General features: G+C 64.2%; 19 protein-coding genes. 9 read left to right on the top strand and 10 right to left on the bottom strand.

Features of this window, described 5'->3' with window-relative positions; translation table 11 throughout:
• Positions 1 to 489: 489 nt before the first annotated feature.
• Positions 490 to 612 carry a hypothetical protein gene (locus ABZW16_RS35635; RefSeq protein WP_354960526.1) on the bottom strand — a complete coding sequence of 41 codons (123 nt, stop codon included), beginning with the start codon at positions 610 to 612 and terminating at the stop codon, positions 490 to 492.
• A gap of 393 nt (positions 613 to 1005) precedes the next feature.
• On the opposite strand from ABZW16_RS35635, the gene ABZW16_RS35630 reads away from it, so the two are divergent.
• From ABZW16_RS35630 to ABZW16_RS35610, 5 genes are all read left to right on the top strand, one after another.
• Positions 1006 to 1701: a hypothetical protein gene (locus tag ABZW16_RS35630; protein ID WP_354960525.1), complete on the top strand. Its 696-nt coding sequence runs from the start codon at positions 1006 to 1008 to the stop codon at positions 1699 to 1701.
• A gap of 68 nt (positions 1702 to 1769) precedes the next feature.
• Positions 1770 to 2870, top strand: coding sequence for a 3-oxoacyl-ACP synthase III family protein (locus ABZW16_RS35625; protein ID WP_354960524.1), 1101 nt, complete (start codon positions 1770 to 1772; stop codon positions 2868 to 2870).
• Positions 2871 to 3277: 407 nt separating this feature from the next.
• Entirely contained in the window at positions 3278 to 3670 is a 393-nt protein-coding gene (locus ABZW16_RS35620; protein WP_354960523.1) for a helix-turn-helix domain-containing protein, read from the top strand.
• Between the two features lie 11 nt (positions 3671 to 3681).
• Positions 3682 to 6285 carry an AAA family ATPase gene (locus ABZW16_RS35615; RefSeq protein ID WP_354960522.1) on the top strand — a complete coding sequence of 868 codons (2604 nt, stop codon included), beginning with the start codon at positions 3682 to 3684 and terminating at the stop codon, positions 6283 to 6285.
• A gap of 334 nt (positions 6286 to 6619) precedes the next feature.
• Positions 6620 to 9193, top strand: a complete 2574-nt coding sequence (locus ABZW16_RS35610) for a LuxR C-terminal-related transcriptional regulator (RefSeq protein WP_354960521.1) — start codon at positions 6620 to 6622, stop codon at positions 9191 to 9193.
• 50 nt (positions 9194 to 9243) lie between these two features.
• Here the strand turns inward: ABZW16_RS35610 and ABZW16_RS35605 are convergent, their stop codons facing one another.
• Positions 9244 to 10926: a WXG100 family type VII secretion target gene (locus tag ABZW16_RS35605; RefSeq protein ID WP_354960520.1), complete on the bottom strand. Its 1683-nt coding sequence runs from the start codon at positions 10924 to 10926 to the stop codon at positions 9244 to 9246.
• Positions 10927 to 11188: 262 nt separating this feature from the next.
• Here ABZW16_RS35605 and ABZW16_RS35600 point away from each other — a divergent pair, with 262 nt between their 5' ends.
• The 4 genes from ABZW16_RS35600 to ABZW16_RS35585 all read left to right on the top strand — a co-directional run bounded on the left by ABZW16_RS35600 (position 11189) and on the right by ABZW16_RS35585 (position 13587).
• Entirely contained in the window at positions 11189 to 11665 is a 477-nt protein-coding gene (locus ABZW16_RS35600) for a hypothetical protein (protein ID WP_354960519.1), read from the top strand.
• Positions 11666 to 11959: 294 nt separating this feature from the next.
• Entirely contained in the window at positions 11960 to 12799 is an 840-nt protein-coding gene (locus ABZW16_RS35595) for a hypothetical protein (protein ID WP_354960518.1), read from the top strand.
• Entirely contained in the window at positions 12792 to 13067 is a 276-nt protein-coding gene (locus ABZW16_RS35590) for a hypothetical protein (protein WP_354960517.1), read from the top strand. Before ABZW16_RS35595 ends, ABZW16_RS35590 begins: the two co-directional genes overlap by 8 nt.
• Before the next feature lie 118 nt (positions 13068 to 13185).
• Positions 13186 to 13587, top strand: a complete 402-nt coding sequence (locus ABZW16_RS35585) for a YbaB/EbfC family nucleoid-associated protein (RefSeq protein WP_354960516.1) — start codon at positions 13186 to 13188, stop codon at positions 13585 to 13587.
• On the opposite strand, the gene ABZW16_RS35580 is transcribed toward ABZW16_RS35585, so the two are convergent.
• The 8 genes from ABZW16_RS35580 to ABZW16_RS35545 all read right to left on the bottom strand — a co-directional run bounded on the left by ABZW16_RS35580 (position 13578) and on the right by ABZW16_RS35545 (position 21582).
• Positions 13578 to 16061 (bottom strand): hypothetical protein, encoded by a 2484-nt coding sequence (locus tag ABZW16_RS35580; RefSeq protein WP_354960515.1) that lies wholly within the window; start codon positions 16059 to 16061, stop codon positions 13578 to 13580. The two genes, ABZW16_RS35585 and ABZW16_RS35580, sit on opposite strands and share 10 nt — an antisense overlap.
• A 7-nt stretch (positions 16062 to 16068) precedes the next feature.
• Positions 16069 to 16377 carry a hypothetical protein gene (locus ABZW16_RS35575; protein ID WP_354960514.1) on the bottom strand — a complete coding sequence of 103 codons (309 nt, stop codon included), beginning with the start codon at positions 16375 to 16377 and terminating at the stop codon, positions 16069 to 16071.
• 33 nt (positions 16378 to 16410) lie between these two features.
• Entirely contained in the window at positions 16411 to 16764 is a 354-nt protein-coding gene (locus ABZW16_RS35570; protein ID WP_354960513.1) for a hypothetical protein, read from the bottom strand.
• An 11-nt stretch (positions 16765 to 16775) separates the two neighbouring features.
• The gene (locus ABZW16_RS35565) at positions 16776 to 17543 is read right to left on the bottom strand and encodes a hypothetical protein (RefSeq protein ID WP_354960512.1); all 768 of its coding nucleotides are present in this window, start codon (positions 17541 to 17543) and stop codon (positions 16776 to 16778) included.
• Entirely contained in the window at positions 17540 to 17923 is a 384-nt protein-coding gene (locus ABZW16_RS35560) for a YbaB/EbfC family nucleoid-associated protein (protein WP_354960511.1), read from the bottom strand. The genes ABZW16_RS35565 and ABZW16_RS35560 overlap by 4 nt, the downstream gene beginning before the upstream one ends.
• On the bottom strand, positions 17920 to 19431 hold the full coding sequence (locus tag ABZW16_RS35555) for a PPE domain-containing protein (RefSeq protein ID WP_354960510.1): 1512 nt from the start codon (positions 19429 to 19431) through the stop codon (positions 17920 to 17922). The genes ABZW16_RS35560 and ABZW16_RS35555 overlap by 4 nt, the downstream gene beginning before the upstream one ends.
• Positions 19432 to 19461: 30 nt before the next feature.
• Positions 19462 to 20898, bottom strand: coding sequence for a hypothetical protein (locus ABZW16_RS35550; protein WP_354960509.1), 1437 nt, complete (start codon positions 20896 to 20898; stop codon positions 19462 to 19464).
• 201 nt (positions 20899 to 21099) lie between these two features.
• Entirely contained in the window at positions 21100 to 21582 is a 483-nt protein-coding gene (locus ABZW16_RS35545) for a hypothetical protein (RefSeq protein ID WP_354960508.1), read from the bottom strand.
• Positions 21583 to 22320: the final 738 nt, after the last annotated feature.

The raw sequence follows: 22320 nt of genomic DNA, 5'->3' as shown, positions 1-22320 counted from the left end.
GCGGCCGAGCAGGTCGACATCGGCACCAACGAGGTCGGCCCATACCGCGCCGCACTAGGATTCGCCGCCCGCCAGATCGACGACCCCAGAACCCTCACAGCCATCGACCACGAGATCGTTCGCCTGGCTACGACGGACCCGAACTGAACCGAATCGCACTGCCTTCCAGGGTGATCGGGTGGACCTGCGAGCCCCGAAGTATCACCCTGATCGGAACGACCACAAAACGGCAATCCGCGGCAGAACAGGAGTCAGTCGATACACGACGTGGCACGATGCGTGGGACCCGACCGAGGCAACCCCCAATAGCCCCGCGAAATTCGGGCCGATACCACCGCGATGATGCCGGAACATTATGCCGACGGGCAGGCAGCTAAGCAAGTTCCGCAGAGCGGTCCTGCGCAATCTACTGAGCGTCGGGGTGAATCCCGACCATCCGCACAAGCGGTACAACCCATGATCAACCGTGCCGCACATGGAGATGAATGATCAGCGCCGAATCTCGACCGCCCGCAAAATCGTGACGAACACCTTTGCGCGGACATAAATCCAGTCCGAAATCCAGTTCTGTTCGACGACGGCATCGCGTATTTCGATGTGCCCCATCGCCATTACATCGAATGGTCATTAATGCAGCTCAGAAGTCGACATCGGCCGGAACGGTGCGAGCTGATATCACAGCAAAGATACCCGAGTATCTCGCCGAGGCCCAAGCGCTCGAGGCGGCCAACCGTAAAACAGACAAGGCTATACGAACAGCAACTGACCATACTTCCCAGTTCTCAACAGACCCCAAATATCGGGGCGTTTGCCGCCGCGGCGAACTTACTTACGTATATTTGACATAAACATACGGATGCGCAGCACCGTTGTTACCGGCCAGAATCCCACTGATACGCGAACTTCAGGTGGGCAAAATGAGAGTAGTGCGACGCTATCGATACACATTTCGGGTGACTCTGCGCAAACCACGCTGTGGTCGGCTGGTCGAGGCGGAGCACAACCATGACTGACCCTCAGCCTCCGATTCGGGATCTCCAGCCCCATGCGGACATAGATCCGAATAAAGTCACCTTGGTACACCCCGACGGTGCGAACGATGTGGTGCACGAGGCCGTCAACGCCGCCCAACGAGCACTTCAAGATAGCGTTGATCTATTCGGCGCTCTTGACAGACCCGTGCCTCCACCGCTCGGCCACGACATGCTCTTACTCGGCCGGACCAACCCTGAACTTTCCGATGAGAAAGCAGGAACGGGACCGCAGAGCAATGAATACTTCCGGCACTTGATCGAACAAGATAGCTGCATCCAGGAATTAATCGGAGAAGGAAACAGCATCGCGCTGAAAGTCAAGTTCATAGACGATCTGAATCGAAGTACACTCGAGAGAATCCGGGCCGAAATCGTATTTCTGAATGATTCGATGAGAAGCGCTCGGCCGCCGATGGACTCGAATCCAAATAACGCGGAAACCCATGTCGATAACTCCCACATGCAAAAGGACATGAGGCGCTCCTACCTCACTGATTCCGATACACAAGCCGTACTGCGGATCATCGGCGACTCGACGGCGAGGGTCGCTGGATGGGTCGCCGAATGCCAGAAACTCAACAAAGCAGCGGCTCCGTCCATCGCGTCTCCCGCGCCCCCGTCGTCTGCACCACCGCCCGATCTGGCCGCGCTGACCGAGCACAAGTGACCACAAGTCGGCATGTGATACGCGCACGCCGACGATGTTCTGATTTCGTAGTAGACCGATAGGATTTCATGAAGGTTCGTATCACCGGCGCGGGCGCGTCGGTGCCTCCGATGGCGATGAGCAACGAACGGTTGCTGAACATCTTCCCGGGGCCTCGCAAGCGGCCCTGGACACCAGCGGATTTCGAGAAGAAGACCGGTATCAGGGAGCGGCGCTTCAGCTTCGACCTCGACGACCGGACCGGTCGAGCAGTATTTCCGGACGGCTACGGCGAACCACCGGGGCCTGCCGGAGTGCTGACGGAAAGTGCGCTCCTAGAAGCGCTCGCTGTGGCCGGTGTCGGAGCAGAGGATCTCGATGGGCTCATAATCGGTTGCTGCACACCGGATCAGCTGCATTTCGGAAGCGATGCCCAACTGCTACACCATCGCCTCGGCATGCGCCCCGACGCCGCCCTGCTTCAGATCGATATCGGCTGCGGCGGCGCGATCTTTTGCCTCCAGTGGGCCAAGGAGTTGATCCTCAGCGGAGCCCGCAAGCGTGTCGCGGTGGTCATGACCCACGTGATGTCACCGCTATTCGATCGCGAAATGTATTCCGGCGGAGTCGAATACGACCGGAGAGCGAACGAGGCCTTTCTCACGGCGCTGCTGTTCGGAGACGGCGCCGGTGCGGTGATCCTCGAGGCTACCGACGATGACAGCGCATCGGAGATGCTGTCATCGATAGCCATCAACGAATACTTCGAGATCGCCGTCCGACGGGCGGGCGGAAACCTGCATCCACCAGGTCTGCCCACAACGGCGACGCACGACCATGCCTTCCACATCATCGGCAAACGGGTCGCCGACGCCTACGCACCGGTATTGAAGAAGGTTATCGACCATGCTCTCGCCGACGCCCGGATGGACATCGGTGATATCGCACGGTTCTACCCGCACCAATCGAACTTGCGGCTGATCGAGCAGCTGATCGATGTCGGCGGCCTCCCGCCGAATCGCACCGCGACCAACGTCGAACGCTACGGCAACACCTCCGGCGCGAGCGTCCTCATCCTTCTCGCGGAGGATATACGCAATGGCGTCACCACACTCGGCAGCGGCGACCCGGTCGTGATCGCCGCGATCGGCGCCAATCTTCAATATGGCACACACGTCATTCGGCTCTAGCAGAATAGAATTCGATCCGATGAGCGAGCAACTAGACCACCGCCGCAGTATCGTGCAGAGGATGTGGTTTGGGGAGTTGACCATGCGTAGCAACGCGCACGTCTTCCGCGGTGCTGTCGGCCCTACCGGACTGCACATGTACCACTGGGTTCAACTCATGACGGCCAAGAAGGGCGAACTGGTCCTCGCCGACGCGGCCGGAATGATGGTGGCCTGCCGCGCCGTCATCATTCCGGCCGGCGTTTCCTACATGAAGATCGGCGACACACCGGACGGCCGTGTGATCCTATTGCCTCCGGAATCCGCCGCTGGCAGCGAACTCATACGGTGGGTTTCGCCGCCGAATTCCCTGAGGCGTGGGCCAGAGCCGGGGCCGGGGGCACCGAGCGAATCGACAATATCGACCTGTGGTCCGAGCAGCTGGGCTGCCGCACCACCCCGCGGTCAACAAGACGCTCCAATTGCTGCCCGGGCGCATCCAAGAGGGCACCGTCCGGCTACGCGATATCAGCCGAGCGGTCGACCTCTCGGAAAGCAGGTTCATGCACCTCTTTTCCGCTCAGGTCGGCATGGCATTCCGGCCATATGTTCGGTGTCTGCGCGTGACGTACGCGGTCGGATTGACGGTACAGGGACTGTCACTCACCGAGGCCGCGCATGAAGCTGGGTTCGCGGACAGCTCCCATCTGAACCGCGCCTGCCACCTGACGCCGGGCATGGCGCCGAACGTCAGCACATCCCAATTCCACATCACGCTGCGTAGCAGGTTTGTTCAAGCCGGCATCGAAAGTCACAGATAACTTAGGTCCATATGTACTCAGTACCCAAAAGCCGCAATCCCCCCGCCGCTGTCGTCAACAGCCTCGGAGCGGCTCATCGTCGCGGCGATCTCTCGGTCGCAGTTTCTGGATTCGTCGGCCGACATAAGGAGATGCAGCGAATCGAAGCGCTGCTGTCGTCCGGCGAGGCACGACTTATCACCTTGGTCGGACCCGGCGGCATCGGCAAGACAACTCTGGCGGCAGAGGCGCTGCGTCGGTTCCGGATCATCTCGAATCGCCGGGTTTACTGGGCTCGGCTCGCGCGGCTGACGCCGGACGACAGTACTGACTCGGTGGCCGAAGAGGTGATGCGGTCGGTTGCGCGAGGCGATGTCACCGGGCAGTCGGCCTGGCAGGGCATGGTGGATGCGCTGGTCGGTACCGAGGGGACCGAAGCGCGCCAGACCATGCTGGTGCTGGACAACTGCGAACACGTATTGCCCGGCGTGGCTCATCTGGTCGCGGTGCTGCTGAGTCTGGTTCCCGGGCTGACGATCACCGCGACGAGCCGGGAACCGATCGGCTGGATCGATGAACACATTGTGGCCGTGCCGCCACTGCCGGTGGACCAGGCGGTCGACCTATTTCGCCAGCGTGCGGAACTCGTCGGGCGGTCGATCACCGATGATCATGAACAACCCGCGATCGCCGAACAGATCTGCCGGCACGTGGATAACAATCCCCTGTTCATTCGGCTGGCCGCCGCGCGATTGCGACATCAACCACCCGCGATCGTATTGCGGGAGCTTACCGGCGGTGTCGATGACATTCGCATGCACTGGTCACATAGCGCCAGAGCCGGAGTGGAGGACCGCCATCGCAGCGTGCACGATGCGATCGCCTGGTCGTACCTGCTGTGCACCGAACGCGAACAACTTCTGCTCGATCGACTATCGGTATTCGCGACCGCCTCCGACACCGATGGCGCCGATATACCGAGCGGTGGCGCCGAAGCGGACGCCATCCGGGCGGTCTGTGCCGATCCGTCGTTGCCCGCGGAAGATATCGACAGACTGTTGGAGCGTCTCGTCGAACGGTCGTTGATATCTACGCACATTTCCTCGACCACGGTCCGATACTTTCTGCTCGAGAGCGTACGGGTGTTCGCCAGAGACCGTTTGCGTCGCCGCGACGACGACCTGGACGAAACGCGACTGCTGGCTCGGCACCGGCGCTACTACCGGGACAAAGTCGTTGCGGGACAGGAAATTTGGCTCAGCCCGGAGGAGCAGGACTGGTTCTATTGGGTGAGCTCCGCCTGGGAGAACATTCTGATCGGCATCGAAACCAGTTTCGATGAGCCCGCTGAGGCTATCGTCGGCCTCGAGACGGTTGCGGTCCTCATGGCGCTGCTGGTCCCGTATTTCGGGGTCGCCAATCGCGCGGCTACTTCATTGGCCGAACGCGCGCTGCGCGCCGTCCGTCACGTCGACCCGGCATCGACTCGGCTGCGGGTCGATGCGACCGCGCTGATGGCCTGGAATGCGATATGGCAGGGCGAGATAGCCGACGCCACGCAACTCCTGGACGAGTGCGTGACCCTCTGTGTGTCCGACCTCGAATTGCGTAGGACGTGGCGTGATACGCCGACCGCCGATATCGGTCTGCCTGCTGCGGTGGAGTTCTCCTGGGGAATCGAGTTGATGTGTGAGCTGCATCCGTCCGCCGTCGAGGTGCTCTCGCGTGCGCGCAGGAAGTTCGCCGAGGCGGGTGACCGGGCGGGCGAGCAGCGCAGCGAACTGTTCGAAGGACTGGCCTGTGCGGTCACCGGGGACCCCGAGCCAGCCGTGCGCACTGCCCGGCGACATCTCGATCGTGCCATCGGTTCGCAGGCATGCTGGACGCTGACTTGGGCCGAGGCAGTGTGGCTGTACGCGATTTCTGTGCACGGAGAGATCGACGAGGCGATACGGGCAGGCGAGACCGCGCTCGAGCAGTTCTTGACCAAGGGAGATACCTTTTCGGCGCTGTGGTTCATCCCTTTCAACTTGATGGCACTGGGTCATACCGTCACCCGTCAGCTCGCATCCGGCGACAGCGACCCCGCCCAACAGTGGAAAGCGGCCACCGAGATTGCGCATATGCGCGGCATGACCGCCGTGCTGCACCGTGCACATGGCATCGCACCGACAAAACTGACTTGGCTCGGCCAAGAGTTCGGGCAGGCCGTTGCCATCGCGACCGAGGTGCTCGGCGAAGATGCCTTCACAGCCGCAATGCAGCGGGGCGAAGCGCTACGGCCGGAGTTCGACGAGTTACGGAAGTTCCTGCTGGATGGGGGTGCTACCGACCGGTCGCCGTCCATCATGCGGCGGGGTAGTGCCGCTCCCTCGCGGTGGCACGAACTCTCCCGCGCGGAGCGAGAAGTCGCGGTTCTCGCGGCCGCTGGCTGGGCCAACAGCGCAATCGCGGCGCGGCGAGGTAGTTCGATCCGCACCGTCGACGCTCAGGTCGCGTCCGTCCTGCGAAAGTTGGTGATCACGAACAGATTGGACATCATCGGACATGTTCCTGCTGAGCTCGAGGACCGGATCGCGGTCGAAGCCGGCCAACGTCCGCGTCGTTCCCGCAACCGCCAGACGCCGAATTATTGACCGCCCGCATGGTCCCAACGCGCCCCCACCACGGGCCTCTGCCGAATTGGACAGGGCCGTACCGGCCCTCCCAGGTGCGAGCAGCCCCGCCGTACACGACGGACCCAAGGCTTCGATGCCGATGATGCTCCGATGTCGAGACCCACAGCTTCACATTTCCATCGCATTTGTCCATCTGTTGCCGGTGCAACAGTGAATTCTTGCGGGGCCGACAAGTCGGCACATCAGTATATTTGCGCAGAAGATACCTAGGTATATCGTCGACACCCAGCCGGCGGAAACTTCTCACAATAGGTTCGGCACGCCGTACGGATGTCGGCTAACTTATGTCCGTATGTTCTCGGTTTCGGATCGCGGCGAACATCTGCCCGTTCCCATTACCAGCCTCGGCTGGCCCCATCGCAATGGCGCCCTACCTGCCGAAGTCCACGGAGTCGTCGGTCGACAGCCGGAATTGCGCCGGATCGAATCGTTACTGGCATCGGATGCCGTGCGGCTGATCACTCTGGTCGGATCAGGTGGTATCGGCAAGACAACGCTGGCAGCCGAGGCCCTACAGCGATTCCGAAATAGCCCGAACCGCAAGGCATATTGGGCCCGGCTCGCGCGGTTGGCTCCGGGGACGGACACCGACACCGTGGCCGAAGAGGTGATGCAGTCGGTCGCGAAGGCCGATGCCACCGGGCAGTCCGCCTGGACGGGTCTGGTGGAGGCGCTGTCCGAAAGCGATCCAGTGGAACCGCATACGACCGTACTAGTGCTCGATAATTGTGAACATGTGTTATCCGGGGTCGCATCGCTGATTGCGGTGTTGCTGGACGTCATTCCCCGGCTGACCATCGTCGCGACAAGTCGAGAACCGATCGGATGGATCGACGAGCACATTGTCGACGTACCACCACTGCCCACGGCTGCGGCGGTCGAATTGTTCCGGCAGCGCGCAGAACTCACCGGGCGGTCGATTCCCGATGACCCCGAACAAATCGCCATCGCCGAACAGATCTGTCGACGCGTGGACAATAACCCATTGTTCATCCGGCTGGCAGCGGCACGGCTGCTACATCGGCCGCCAGCCGGCGTGCTCCGTGAGGTCACCGGCGATATCGATGACAGCCGACTGCGCTGGTCACATAGCATCCGGGCAGGGACCGAACAACGTCATCGCAGCCTTCGCGATGTAGTCGCCTGGTCATACGGTTTGTGCACCGAACCGGAACAGCTGCTGCTGGACCGGATGTCGGTGTTCGCGACCAGTTCCAGCACTGATAGTGCTGAAATATCAAGCGGTGGAGCCGAAGCCGAAGCCATCCGGGCGGTATGCGCCGACACTTCGCTGCCTGCCGAGCATATCGAGCAGCTGTTGGAGCGTCTCGTCGAACGGTCGTTGGTATCTAGGCACATTTCCTCGACCACGGTCCGATACTTTCTGCTCGAGAGCGTACGGGTGTTCGCAAGAGACCGTTTGCGTCGGCGCGACGACGATCTGGACGAAACGCGACTGTTGGCTCGGCACCGGCGCTACTACCGGGACAAAGTCGTTGCGGGACAGGAAATTTGGCTCGGCCCAGGAGAAAAGACCTGGTACTTCTGGGTCAGCTCGGCCTGGGAGAACATTCTGATCGGCATCGAAACCAGTTTCGATGACCCCGCTGAGGCTATCGTCGGCCTCGAGACCGTTGCCGTCCTCATGGCGCTGCTGGTTCCATTTTTCGGGGTCGCCAATCGCGCGGCAACCCACCTCACGGAGCGAGCGCTGCAAGCCATCCGCCATGTCGACCCGACATCGACTCGACTGCGGGTCAACGCAACCGCACTGCTGGCGTGGAACGCAATTTGGCAGGGCGAGATTGCCTACGCCGCACAGCTACTGGACGAGTGTGCCGCGCTGTGCCTACCCAACGCAGAGCCGGGTGCGACATGGCGTGATACGCCGACCACCGATATGGGTCTGCCCGCCTATATGGAGTTCAGTTGGGGTATCGAGCTGATGTTCGGACCAGAGCCTGCCGCGGTCGACGTGTTGTCACGTGCGCGCAGGAAGTTCGCCGAGGCCGGCGATCGGGCCGGGGAGCAACGCAGTGAGCTGTTCGAGGGGTTTGCTCGCTCGATCGTCGGTGACTCGCGAGCCTTGACTACCGCACGGCGACATCTCGATCTGGCCATTACCGCCGAGGCCGGTTGGACCCTATCCTGGGCCAGGCTGGTGTGGCTGTACGCAGTGTCCGTGCACGGAGAGATCGACGAAGCGGTGACGGCGGGGCGAACGGCGCTGGACCAGTTTCTCGCCGGCGACGATACTTTCCTGGCCGGTTGGTTCATTCCTATCAAGATGATGGCACTCGCTCATACCGTCGCCCGTCGGATCGCATCCGGCGACGGCGATCCTGCCGAACTGAAAGCAGGCGCTATCGAGCTCGCTTGCATGTTGGGCATGACCGCGACTGCGAACCGCGCCCAGGGCATAGCATCGGAAAGGCTCACCTGGATGCGCCAGGAAATGGCGCTAGCCGTCGACTCCGCCACGAAAGTGCTCGGTGCAGACATATTCACGGCCACTGTCCAACAAGCGCAGGAACTGCGGCCGGAGTTCGAAGAGCTCCAGCCGTTCATGCGCAATCTCGTCGAAGACCGGTTACCGCGCACCGGCACGACGGACTCCAGGTGGCGTGAACTCTCTCCCGCTGAACGAGAAGTCGCGATCCTCGCCGCCGCCGGGTGGGCCAACAGCGCGATCGCGGCGCGTAGAGGGAACTCCACCCGCACCGTCGACGCCCAGATGGCGACAATTCTCCGGAAACTGACGGTAACCAGCCGCTCGGACCTCATCGGACACATTCCCGATGAATTCGGAGACCGCATCACGTCCGAATCGCGGCAACGCCCCACTCGTTCGCGCAGCCGTCGGTAACGCTTCGGTTCGAGCATGCCGAACCGCGCGGCTTGCCCTGCTGAACTACCTCAGGACGGAGCCCTCGCGCCGCCCGGAGCCGGTTGCGCTGGTTCGGCCTTGCCGACCAGCAGACCATGCAGCACCTGTGCGGGCTCGGTAGCCTGAGTCCCGTTCAAGACCACCTCGGTGAACGCCTCGGCCAACGCCGCAGCAGGATCGAAACACCCGTTACGGAAGCTCCGGCTGCACAGCTGTGCGCACCATTCCCGGAAGCCGGACACTGCGCGATGCAGTGAACCGTCCTGTTCTGGAGGTCGCCGATGTGCATACGCCGTTAGGAGCGTGCGGTGCGCTGCATCGCGGGCACTGAAGCCGCCGGCCACGTCGAGTGCGCCGCCAAGTCCACGCACGATGGACGAATACACCGGCCGCTGGTCACATCCCGGCGCGAGCAGCCCCACATCCACGGCTGCGGCAACAGCCCGCTGGAGACGTTCGGGATCGATCGCCGCGGCTTTCGCCAGCACAATGCGCGGCGCGGGCAGCGCCCGCTCGGACGGGTCGCCGTGCGGATCCCCGAACACGTGGGCCATACCTTCAGAACCAGCGGTCCCCCCTGGTGAAGTAGGTCTGATCGCCGCCGACTCCAGCCGGGTCAGCTCACCGTACTCGAGCTCCGCGATGCCGATGGCGCGCAAGTCGATCCGCGGGTAGCGCGACAGCACATAGTCCACCACGTGGACGATCTCGGCCAGCATCGCCTCGGGTGCGTCGGGGGTGTCGAACCCGAAAGCCTGCACATTGTGCCGGTCCATCAGTTCTCGAGCGAGACGAGCCGCGACAGACTCTCCGGAACGGTCAGCCCTGGGTTCGGCAGTATTCCGGCGTGGCCGTTCGGCCTTGTTCTGCACTCTTGCAGCGGGTTTGGTCGGCATCCGGGGCGGAGAACCGGAAGGGCCCTGCCTCGGTGGGAAGACCTGTGGCCTGCGACCAGTGCCGGGCTTCGACCATGGTGTGCTCATCGCTGCCCTAGCTACTTGCATCTTCCCTGCGAGCGCTCCAGTCGGTGGCGGGGAGGTCCGGATGTCCTGGGGAGGTCGACTGCCTGCGACATCTGCCTGACGGGCTGAATTCACGCTCGCGGCCGGGGCACAGTCCTGGTCGGTGCCGAGCTGTACATCACCGGGCTGAGCCCGGTCCGACCGCCCCGGACGCTGCTCGGCCGTCGGTGCACGGTCGGCCGATAGTTGAGGGTCGACAGGCGCGGTTGCTGCGGTGGGTGATCGCTGTGTTGAAGAGGCCGAGGTCGTTTCGGTCGGTGCGGTCGAACCAGCCCTTGGCTGCTCGCTGTTCGGCAAAGCTGTGCTGCTTGCGCTACGTTCAGGCACCGTAACGACGCCAGTGGTCGGAAGCAGCATCGAACCGTTCTGGATGCCATCGGCCGCATAGCGGACCAGCTGTCCGCTCGTCAGGTCCTGATCCTCGAAGTTGTTCGCCAGTTGGCGCAAGTCACTGCCGGACTGTTGCAGCACCTGGACCAAACTGTCCAAGTCGGACATGGTCTGCTGACTTTCGGGCAGGTAGATCTTCGCGAAGGCGCGGCCGGCGTCGTCGCGTCCCCACGGTGCGCCCTCCGCAGCCAGTTCATTGCGTAGCCGCTGCACGATCGCCGCCACATCACCGCCGATCCGATCGAACTCCGGCGCACGGACGCGCATCTGATTCACGTCGACCGAAAACTGTTCGGTCACGACAGTCTCCCTACGTCGCGGAAACTCTACGGTATCGGAGGGCAGCAGCAGCCGTAAATTCCCCGGAGGCGGAAATAGTCTCGCCATGCCAACTGCGCCGAAATGACGAATCCGGTCACACCAAATTACTTAAGCATGTTCCGCGCGAATGTACCGATGCGCGAGTGCGTTCAGTCACGACACAATCCCACTGTTATCGACAACCACACGAAAGCGCCGAACATAAACAACAACTGGCCGACACCGGTTGACGATCGGATGGGTGATCACAATGCATCTCAAATTGCTCGGGCGCTTCAGCGCCAAAGACCTGACCGTTGGCGGGGTCACCTTCGCAGGCTCCTTGATCCCTGGGGGCGGCGTGATTGCTGGTCCACTCCTGGGTGCCGCGGTGGGGACAATCTGGTCCCTCACCGAAGGCGAGAGCCCGGCCGATGCCTTCCAGGAAGGAATCCTCGATGGCGTCATGGGCGCGCTTCCCGGCGGCAAGATGGCTGGCGGCGCGCTCAAGGGCTTGGCGGCGCGCGGAGCCGGACAGGGCGCGGCTCATACGCTACTGCATAAGGGGGAGAGAGCTGCTGCGAAACGGGCAGTAGGGGAAACTTGGGGATTGATAGGAACGCGAGCCGCCGGGCGCGGCGCGGGTGCCGCGGTCGCGAGCGCGTTTCAAAATGGGAGGCTTTCGCCCTCTTCGTCGCCCGCCGGTATTTCTGAACTACCCATCAAGATCATCTCCTAACGGATTAATCCCAGAAGTAGCTGCACGGAATGCACCAACTGCTGATGTCCTGATCGAATCAAGTCTGATGTCACTTCACAACCAAACGAAAGCGCCGAATAAAGATAACAACTGGCCGAGAGCGGATGACGAGCGGTGGGGATCATTCCATGACGACCTGTGCCGCTTCGGCCGGTGCCTGAATGCTGCTCCCCAATTACACAGATATCGAATACGACCCGAAGTATCCAACTGTCCACAAAGACGGATCCGGGGTAGCGGTATTCGAAAGCAGCGCCCGTGGATGCCAGCTCTATGCTGACCGAGCTCCCGCCCGCCGTGCGCGAATTGGTCATCGGTCATTGGCCCCAGGCGGATGTGACGGGCATGCGGCGGACCGGGAACGCGTACTTCGAGGCCGGTCACTCCCTGAGCACCGCGGCCGACCAGTACGAGGCCGCAGCCGCGCGAACCGAAGACGCGATCAGCGGTTTCACCGGGGACGGACTGGCCGAACGGAACAACACCGTTGTCACGGCCATGCGCGATCAGTCGGCAGTGCGCCAGAGCCTGGGGCAGCAGTGTCACGACGTCGCCGACTCCACTGTGCAAACGCAACACTTGCTGATCGTCACCGGGATCGTGCTGGCAGCGCAGCTGGCCTATGACGCACTGCTGTTCTTCCAGGGTGGCGGAGTAAAGGCCGCCACCGACAGATTGGCGGCGGAGGAGGCGATGCGCACGACGGTGGCGAAGTTCACCGGGGAATTGGGCGAAGCCGCAGCGGCCGGCGCGGCGCGGCGGGCCGCACTGCACGGGGCGATCCACGCTGCCAAGATCGGCTTCGTCAGCAGTGCGGCGATCAGTGTGGGTGCCCAAGTATGGGATATGGCCGACGGCGTCCGGCATGGCTTCGACGGCCCGTTGTTACTGGAAATGGTCGCTGGGCAGCATGGCGGGCGCGGAGGTCGGTCGCCGGATCGCGCCGGGAGTGCTGCAGCGGATCGGAGGCCGGGCCACCACCCCCGGTGGCCGACTCACCAGACATGTGGTCGGCGCGAATTTGGTCGGTGCCGCGGGCGGTGTGACCGGCGGTGTGGTCGGCGCGGTGCCTTCGCTGATCATCCGCCACGACGACGTTCACAGCTTGGGTGACCTTTTCAAGATGGTCCGGTACTCCGCCGTCCCCGGGTTCGGCGGCGGCTTTCTCGGCGCGGCGGTCGGTTCGTTGCGACCGCACCCCGCTGGCCGCGGCACGAGCGGTGGTGGTCGCGGCTGGGACCCTGTCACGGCGCGCCAGTTGGATTTCGCCGCACGCGCCGACCAACTGCTGCGGTCCGGCCAACGTCCGGTGGACTCCGGTACCTTGGCCCGAGTCCTGCGCGAAGCCGGCCTGGACGAAGAAAGCATCGGAAACACGTAACTGAGTGGGCAGCGCTGCCGCCGGAGGGAAATGGCTGCTGGAGATACGAACCGATATCGTGGTGATGATGCGCAGAAAGCGCTGATGGCAAGGCGGCACTCGAGGTAGACAGCAGCTGATGGAGCAGTGGCACTACGAACAGCAACGGGCACAGCTCGCGGATATCCGGGACGAGTTGTCCGCCCTGAGCGCGAAGGCCAGTTCGCGCGACGGTTCGGTCGAGGTAACCGTTGATCAGTCCGGCATTGTCACCGACGTGCGACTGGAGCCGAGTGCCCTGCGGGGCGCGGCCGCGGATCTCGGCCGGGCCGTCACCGAAGCTGCCAGGGAGGCCGCGCGGCTGGCGCATCAGCGGGTCAGCGAAACCATTGGCCCGATCGAAGATATCGTCGGCCGCATGCCCGATCCGGAGGATCTGCTGCCGGGCGCACCCAGCCTTCGGGAACCGGATGCGGAGGTCGTCCAGCAGCCCGCCCCGGTCGGCTATGAGGACGACGAGTACGACGACTATTACGACTGACGTGGCGGTCCCGTGCTGATCGTCGGTCGCCGAGCGGCCGTGGTGCCGGTGGGGGCGCGTGGCGCACCCACGAACAACGGATGATCGACGATCTGTCCGTGGGCGTAGACCGCATCGCGCAAGCGCTGTCGGTTCGGCTCGTCCGCGAGCAGCAGTACCAGTTCGTCACAGCGCCGCTCGAATACCATCGTGCACAGCAGCATCGCCTCCGTCGCCGACCGCCCCTCGACGTCGGATCGCAACTCCCCCAACGCGACTCGTGAAACATCGGCCCGGCGCGACAGCATCGACGCCGCGAGCAGATCGTCGGCGTCACGCAGTTCCTCCCACCAGTCGGCGGGCACCTCCCGGCGCCGCCGGATCGCATCCAGGATCCGCTGGCGCAGCTGCGGCAGCCCCAGTGAGTCGGGCGCACCCGCCTGCCCGACGCGCCGATGCGCATCCCAGGCGAGGTCGATGCAGCGCGATCCGATCCCCTGCGCCGGCACCTTTCCGACCCGCTCCAGTAACTGCGCGGCGGCCACCACGCCGAGCCGATCCACCAAACCAGCTGCTGCGGCGCTCATATCCATTGCCGACGAGGCGGATACCGGCCCCTCCATCGGTACCTCACGCAGTTGGGCGCGCATACCCGAATCGATCGGCTGTGACGATACGATCGCCGTCACCTTGGCACCGGTCCGGCGGCCCCACGCCGCGCCGAACTCGGCAAGCACCCGCGCCGGATCGGACACACCTTCCCACGCGGGATCGGCTACCTCCCACATCCACGGCGTCGAGATCTCGCGCGGAAGATACAGGCCCGCAGGTAGCCAGCTACGGCCCTCATTCGAGGTGACAAATGCGTTGACGCCGCCGGAATGCCGCATTACCGACACCGCCCATTCCAGCCCGATTACCGACGAATCCACCACGGCCAGTACACCGCCCAGCAATGTCCGCGCCAGCACGAGATCACCGTCGACCCGCTCACCGAGTATGAAGGTCGGAGCGGCGGCGGCCACCATCGCACCACCGACGACATCGCGGATCAGTTCGTCGCTGCCGCCGGTATCCGGCCGCCCGTCCACGGCCCGCGGATCGCGTTGCGGCGAATTCGGTTTCGCGGTGGGGGCGGCCGCATTCGGCGCCGGCGCGACCGGACCAGCGGACACCTTCGGGACCGCGGACCCCGATCCGCGCGAATCGACCTGCGGGGCTTTGGAGTCCATCGCCGACGGCCGCGACTGCGCTGTTGGGGATGACGCCGACGTCTGAGCCGATACCGGCGGCGCGGAAGATACCGACGGCGCGGAGATACCGGTCGAACCGGCCGCGGGCGGCAGGATCGTCGGCAGCATCGGCGACATCTGTCCTGCCGAGTTGGTCGACGCCGCCTCCCGGGTGATCTCCGCGGGATCGGCACCGTGACCGGAATCGCTTGCGGCCGTACCGGTATCCCCGTGCTGCCCGGAATCGGTGGTCTCACCTGCTGTCTCGCCATGGGCGCCGGCATCGGGGCCACCGTGGAATTCGCCGGTCGCGGCCGACGTCGCACGCGACGGGACACCGGTCGCGGACGCGCCGGTATCGGCGCCCTCCGGCTGCGCCACGGGCGTATAGCCCGTCGTGACGGCCGGAGCCGAGGTTGAGGCCGGGACCGCCGGCGGCATCCCCGGGGCCGTCGGCGCATTAGTCGGCGTGCCCCGCGACGGCGAATCCACGGGAAGATCAGTCGGCCTGCTCCCCGGCAAATGTGGATCGGACGAATCCAGCACAGGCGCATCGGAATGCGGGCCGAAGCCCAGCGGACCCGGGAACTGGTGGTTGGGTCCTGCCCCCGGGTGCCCGATCTCGTGCTGAGGGCCGGGCAGATGCTGGTGCGCAGGCCGGTGCCCCGGTGGTCCACCCGGCAGATGGGGCCCACCGGAGGTCCAGGGACCAGGCTGGCGCAGCCTGTCATAGAGGATCTCCAGCGGCTGCAGGGTCGTCGGGCCGACCGAATTCAGCGCGGTACGCGCCACATCGTCAACGTCGTCGCACGCCTCGGCGATGATCCGGGCGACGCGGTCGCGCAGTGCGGCCGCCTTGGCCTCACGTTCGGCCTCGTCATCGGATTGGTCGTTCTGGGCCGCCTGATAGGCGTTGCGAATCTTGGCGGTGGCCGCGTCGACGATGTCGAGGATTTGATGGCGAGTGCGATAGACCAGATCGGAGAAATGCCCGAAGATCTCCGCGGCGGCGTCCAGCGCGTCGGCGAAGGCCTGCGGATTGCCCCGCTGCTTCAGCATTTTTTGTTTGACGGGTTCGAGTCCCTCGCTGGCGCGGACCCGATTGTCGAAGTCGTTGCGGGCTTGTTCGGCGCCGAGGGTATCCAGCGCCGCCGCGCCGTCACGCGCCGTGTTTTCCAGTGCGCTCCAGTCACCAGGCGGGACTTCGGGCCACTTGTCCCGGACTATTTCATCCCAGTACGGACTTTCGTGCTCCGGTGGCATCCGGTGATCAGATCGAGTCGTATCGTTGGACGTACGTCCCGCCCGCCGTATCGGCATCGGTGAGGACATTCGTCGTGCTCACGGTGGCGGTTTGGGTAACTCGCGCACCATGATTGTTGGCCGCCACGGCGTGCCCGAAAGCGGTCACGATCTCCTGCCGGTGCTTGTTGAGCGATCGGTCGAGTTCCGATTTCGGCCGATGGTGCAGGACCAGGTCCGCGACGGTGCCGGAAACCTGACCCGATACGGTTTCGATGGCTCCGGCGAATCTCGCCGCCGCAGCGTTGACTTCGTGCGGTTCGTCCATATCCACCATGTCGGCATCCCGTCTGAGAGAGGTTGTTTCGGTTCAGCTGGTCGCGCCGAATTCGGCATTCACCATGGCGCGGAAGGAGGCTTCAGTGGGCAGATCGAACGAGTCGATCGTGTAGGAACGCGTGCCCTTGTACTCCATTTCGGCCCGCAGCCCGACCCGGGATTTCATATGTGCCAGGCGCGCGAGCTTCAGAATCTCCGCGGCCAACCAGGCATCGCCGTTGTCACGAGCGTCGTCGGTGATGTGCATCCCGACGATCTCACCGTCACGGTCGCAGGCTACGCCGCAGGTGTGGTCGGGATTGAACACTTCATAGACCATGCGCCGCCAGTCGGGAGCCGGCGCCCCCTCGTCCACGTCGAACTCGTCCGGATGTGGCTCGGTCAACGGAATCTCTCCTAAAGTCGTTCGGCAGGTTGACGATTCGAGGATGCACTGCGGATGGACGGATCCTCATCGGGTGCTTCCAGTCTCGCGGCCAGCGCGCTCCACGCGGCATCATCGATGCTCATGATCTGGCGCAGCTGCCAGAATCGAGCGCCGAGGTACATCTCGGCGGTTCCATCCGGGGCGACATCGAGATGATCGGGCCCCTCGTTGGTCGGGTTGAGCGTAACTGTTGTGATCGGCGGGCGCGTGTCGTCGACATTCATGATCGTCCCGCCGCCACCGGGGATGAAACTCTGGCGGCAGCGCGAACTGCCCGCGATCGCGATATCGGCGCTATTGGTGGTCACCGTGATCTCGGAGTTGAGCAGCAGTTGCACCGCCCAGGCTCGGGCCACTATTTCGGGCCGATCAGCGTTGATGGCAATGGTCAACGTGGTCGCCAGGTCGACGACCAGCAATGCCTCGGCGGTGGTGACACCTGCGATCACCAACCGCTTGGCGGTACCGACCGGATAGGGCAGATCGTCCGCGCCGAGGGTCACCACATCCGATCCGACACCGGCACCGGTCGCGGGATGGGCGACGACGGTTCCGGTCGCGACGTCGACGGTGTACGCGGCCACCAGACTCGGCATCCGGTCCGCGACCCCGGCCAACCGGACCAGGCCCTCATCGTGCAGCCACCGCACGGTATCGGCAACGGTAACCGCTCCGGGTTCGGGCCCACCCGTCTCCCGGCCACCACCCCCCATCGAATCGCTCCGCGATGCTGTCATGAGGGCACCGCACCAGCTGTCGCCGGGGGCGACCCGGACGGACCGGAGGGGCCGGACGGACCGGTCGACTCGAACGGCTCGGGCGGCGGCACCGATTCCATCACGCTCTGATACTGCCGTGCCGCATCGGCGCTGCTCTCCCGAATAGCCGCCATGATCTCGGTGACCAGTTCCTGATTGGTGAGCCGGTCCACGGTGCCAGGCGCCAGAAACAGATCCGTCAGCCGGCCCATCGCATCCACCTCGGGGATGATCGCACCGCTGGGCGACGGCCGGCGTGCACGGATACCGTCGATCCGCTCACGCATATCGGCGATTCGATGCCGCAACTCGCGAGCGGCGTCGAGGGCCGCCTGTACATCGGGGTGGATATCACTCACACGGAACCTCCGGATTGGGTCGGGCCCTGGCCTGGCGACGGGGTCGGCGGTGTCACGGTCGGGGCGATCGTCGGCCGTTCCCCGATGACCTGTTCGGTATGGGGGGTGTCGTCGACGTACATCAACCGGTCGGGATGCCACGCGACCACTCGATTGCGTTCGTTGCCGCTGCCACCGGCACCGCCTGCACCGGGGGACATCGGCATGTACGGCATCATGCCGGACCCGGACCCGGCACCGCGCGCGGCGGCGGCCGCGCCCGACGCCGCAGACGACAATCCTTCGATGACCGGTGTTCGCGCCATTCCGACCGCGGTGCTCGATGCCGCCCCCGCGGTCGCGACGATCGGCATCGCGCCCACCGAGACCGAGGTGTTCGCGCCCGTGATGTCCGGGATCCCGGCGCCGGAGATCGGACTGCCCGCTGCTCCCCCGGAGCCCAGCGACCCGAGGCCGCTGGGGATGCCGAGATCGTCGTAGCCGTAGTCGCTGTACTCGTCATCGAGGCCGAGGCCGGAGCTGTCATGGCTCTGGCCCATGCCGGCGGCGGAGGTCATTGCACTCATCATGGCGGGCAGCATCTGGGACAGCATGCTGGTATCGCTGCCACTAGTGCTGCTGCTCTTGCCGCTGCTCTTGCCGCTGCCCCCGGCGTCACTCGTCCCGCCCTCGGTGGGAGTCTTGGAGTTGACGGTTGCGGTGTAACCGGTAATCGCCTCTGTGGAGCGGGCGTTCTGCTCCTGGAATTCGGCGAGCGCCTCTTGGAGCGCCAACTCGTTCTTCGACTTCATCGCGGCCAGCAACCGCTTGCGGGCCGCGATGATCTCCTCGGGTGTCGGATGTTTGGCCTTCGCGATGGTGAACGCGTTGCTGTAGGCGTCGACATTGTCGGCCAGCGCTCCCAATCCGGCGCCGAGCTCACCCAGCCAATTCCGATGCTCGGTGAGGTGCTCGGCCACCGTGGTGCCAACCGGTGTCCAGTTCTGCATCAGCGCGGCCGCGCCGTCGACGCCTTCGGCGGCGGCGGTGTGGAAGCCACCGGTGTACTTGCGAATATCGGCAGCGAAACTGGTCGCCGGGCCGGGGCCCGGGCCGGTGTGCAACTGCTTCGCGAAGGTGAGCGGGTCGACGGATCCGGCGGCCGCAGGCAGGCCGAAGTTCGGTGCCTGCCGGAGACCGAACTCCTGCACATCGCCCACCGGATTGGTGAGGATCTCCGCGCCGCTGCCGTTCACGATGCGCGCGTTCTGATCATCGGTGGTGGTGTAGTCGGTTGCCGCGCCGCCGATGTGGTGTGCGTGGCGCTGGACCTCGTTGAGCACACCGAGCACACCATTGAACAGCGACGCTGCCTGAGCGTTGAGCCGGGGCACATGGGCCCCGGAGATCGGGTCGGCCCCCGCGGGCTGCACCCAGCCGTTCGGCAATCCGGCTCCGGTGTCACGCGCCAGCGCGGCCAGCTTCGAGGCCACATCGACGAGTTCCGCCGGGTCGACATTCAGCGCCATTGCCTCCTCCTCTCACCATCCGGCCGACGATCACGCCGGAGCGGCCACCGCGGGCATGGCGGCACCCGCCGACGGATCGCCGGTGACCGGCATACCCGACATCTTGCCCTGATCGTGGTCCTCCGGCGCGGCCGCTTCGATGCCGCGTGGATGGTTGAATCCGACGAATTGGCCGAATTCCCCAGCGTTATCGGACATTTCCGGAGTGAACGGCTTCAACTGGCCACTGACCACGACCTCCAGTGTGCCGCCGTCGTCAGAGGGGAAGACCACCAGAATCGCGGTGCGCCCGTCCCAGATCGCGACATCGCCGGTCATCAGCTGGTAGGGATCGACCGGGGTCCCGATCTGCTTCTTGTCCGACCACTTCGCCGGGGTCTTCGCGTATGCCGCCTGGGCGTCGGTGCCGCTGGCATTGCCGAACGCCGCATCCAAAGCCTGTGCGACAGTGACAGATACCTTCTGAGTCCGGCCGTCCGGGAACGTGTACACGACAGTTCCGTCGGAGTTCGGCGTGCGGCCCGGCATACCGGTCGTCGGCTGCGAGGAGGACGAATTCGCCGGGGGGCCAGTGTTGGTCGCGGGTGCGGGTGTGTTCGTCGCAGCCTGTACCGCAGGCTGGGCAGGTGCGACGGCCGCGGGAACGGCGCGGATTTGGTCCTCGTACGGGTCGTATTCGGCGCGCCGGCTGTTCAGGTCGGTGTCGGCCTGGCCGCGGTTCATCATCTGCGCCATCATCATCGGCAGCATCGAACTCATCATGTCCATACCGGAATTCGCCGGTGATGCGGCGGCCGCATCGGGCACCGATCCCGGTGTGGCGGTAGTCGGATTCGTGCCGCTGTTTTTGAGATCGTCGAGCGCCTGCCGCACCTTGTCGTCGAGCGAGGTACCGGTCGGGGTGGTTCCGGTGTCGGAGCCGGGCGTGGTCGAACCGAGGTTATCCAGCCCCGGGACCGTGGAACCGTTGTCGATGGGAGTGACCTGGTCGGGGTTGGCACCGGGCACGGTAGGCGTTGTCGGCACCTGTGGGACGGTCGGCGGGTCGGCCAGCTTCTTCCGCAGATCCGCGTTCTCTAACTGGAGCTTCTTGATCTGGTCTTCCAGCTCTTTCATCTTCGCGGTCTCTTGGTCGACACCGGCCGCGTTATCCTTGTTCGCGTTGCTCGCCTGGTCGAGGGCGTCTGCGACAGATTGGATCGCCTGGTTGCAGAACTCGTAGATGTGCTGATCTTCCTTCATCCCCGGCTTAGGCAAAGTCGGGGCGTTGTTGGTAATGATGTCGATTCCGGCATTGACGGCCTTCTGCGCGGCAATGGAGATGGCCTCGGTCTTCTTAGCCTGCGGCGCAATCGTCTTGGCCGAGTCATCGATCAGAACGGCCGCCTGTTGCAGGCTGGTCGCCGTGCTACCGTAGTTTGTAAAATTCGCCAGTTGCGAACCCTTGACCTGGGGGGGCACTGGCATCTCCGGTGGGCTGCCCTTATTCTCGTCGCCGTTGCCGCAGCTGTCGAAATAACCTTGGAACGTGTTGGGCAGCTTCCTGTACCAATCTATCGTGGCTTGCAGCGGCAAATACTGCGCATACTTTGAGTCCGCCTCCATCTGCCCGCGGTCAGGCATCCACATTTGGTGAATTTTCAAGGAGCTGCTCCCCGGCCGGATCCGTTACGAGATGGGCGTGATGGGTAGTTCTGATACGCCGGCATTCTGTGTCGCCGTCATACTGTCGTAGAGCTTATTCATGTATGCGGCACCCACGCCGCGACCGAAGGCCTTGACACCTCGTTCCCCCCAACTCATCGCCAGGCCTTTCGTGATCTTTGCCTTGGCCGCCCCCTTGGCGTTGCCATACAGTAGTTTCTGGGCACCTTGCTTCAGGCCTGCTTTGGCCAACTTCCCAGCCGCCATCGACCTGAGCGCGCCGCCAGCGAGCTTTCCGCCGGGAAGTGCGCCGAGGGCGCCGTCCAAGATTCCCCCCTGGAGGGCGTCGCCCCAGCTCTTGCCATCGTGGAGGCTCCAGGCCGTACTCAGCGCGGCACCCGCGAGCGGGCCGATGACAACCCCGAACCCGGGGACCATCGAGCCCAAAGCCGTGATCCCGCCGATAGCCAGGTCTTTCCCGCTGAGGCCGAACAAACTGAAACCCATGTGATCACCTATCCGATGTCGCGCGCCTAACCGCAATAGATCGTTGACGACCATGCGTGGACGGTCTATCGACCTCCTTATTGTTGAGGATTCCCAATAGTGGGAACCTGATGGGCGCACCGAACGAGTCAGGATAATGACGGTAGGTCATGCACTGACGTGCGCGAATTGTCGTGGCCACCATGTCGTTCCGGTCCGCCGGGCGATCGATACAGGAGGAAGAACCGGATGCACCTCCACGGCCTGCCGCTCGGGCGTCCGGCACCGCCGGTCACCCGAGCCCGCGTGCGGCGGGCACTCGGAGGTGTGCGGTGACGAGCGCCGAAGCGGACATCGCCGTCGAGCATCAGGCGGATGAAGGCAGCGCCGAGCCGGGACCATCCGCTCCAACAACGCCGTGGTCGAACAGACGCAAGGGCACGACTCCGCGCGGACCCGGCCAATCAGCGACACCAGGACAGAACGGGTCGACGCCGGCAAACCAGGGATCGCCGAACAATAGTGCGGTGCCGCCGGGAACGGCTGCCCAAGGCCCGAATTCTGGTGCCCAGCCTGCCGGTTCGGGTGCTGTTCCGGGTTCGGCTGTTGTGCCGCAGGGTAATGTTGTCGCGCCGCCGGATCCGAGGGCGGGGCAGCCGGGGCAGCCGCCTGCTGCTCAGCCGGCTCCGCAGACGCAGGCTCGGCCTGCTGATCCTGGTCCTTTGGTGGATCCGGATACGGTGGCGGCGTTGGCGCCGG

The organism is Nocardia sp. NPDC004604 (assembly GCF_040609795.1).
In the GTDB taxonomy this organism is placed as follows: domain Bacteria; phylum Actinomycetota; class Actinomycetes; order Mycobacteriales; family Mycobacteriaceae; genus Nocardia.
This window is presented reverse-complemented; position numbering and strand designations above follow the sequence as displayed.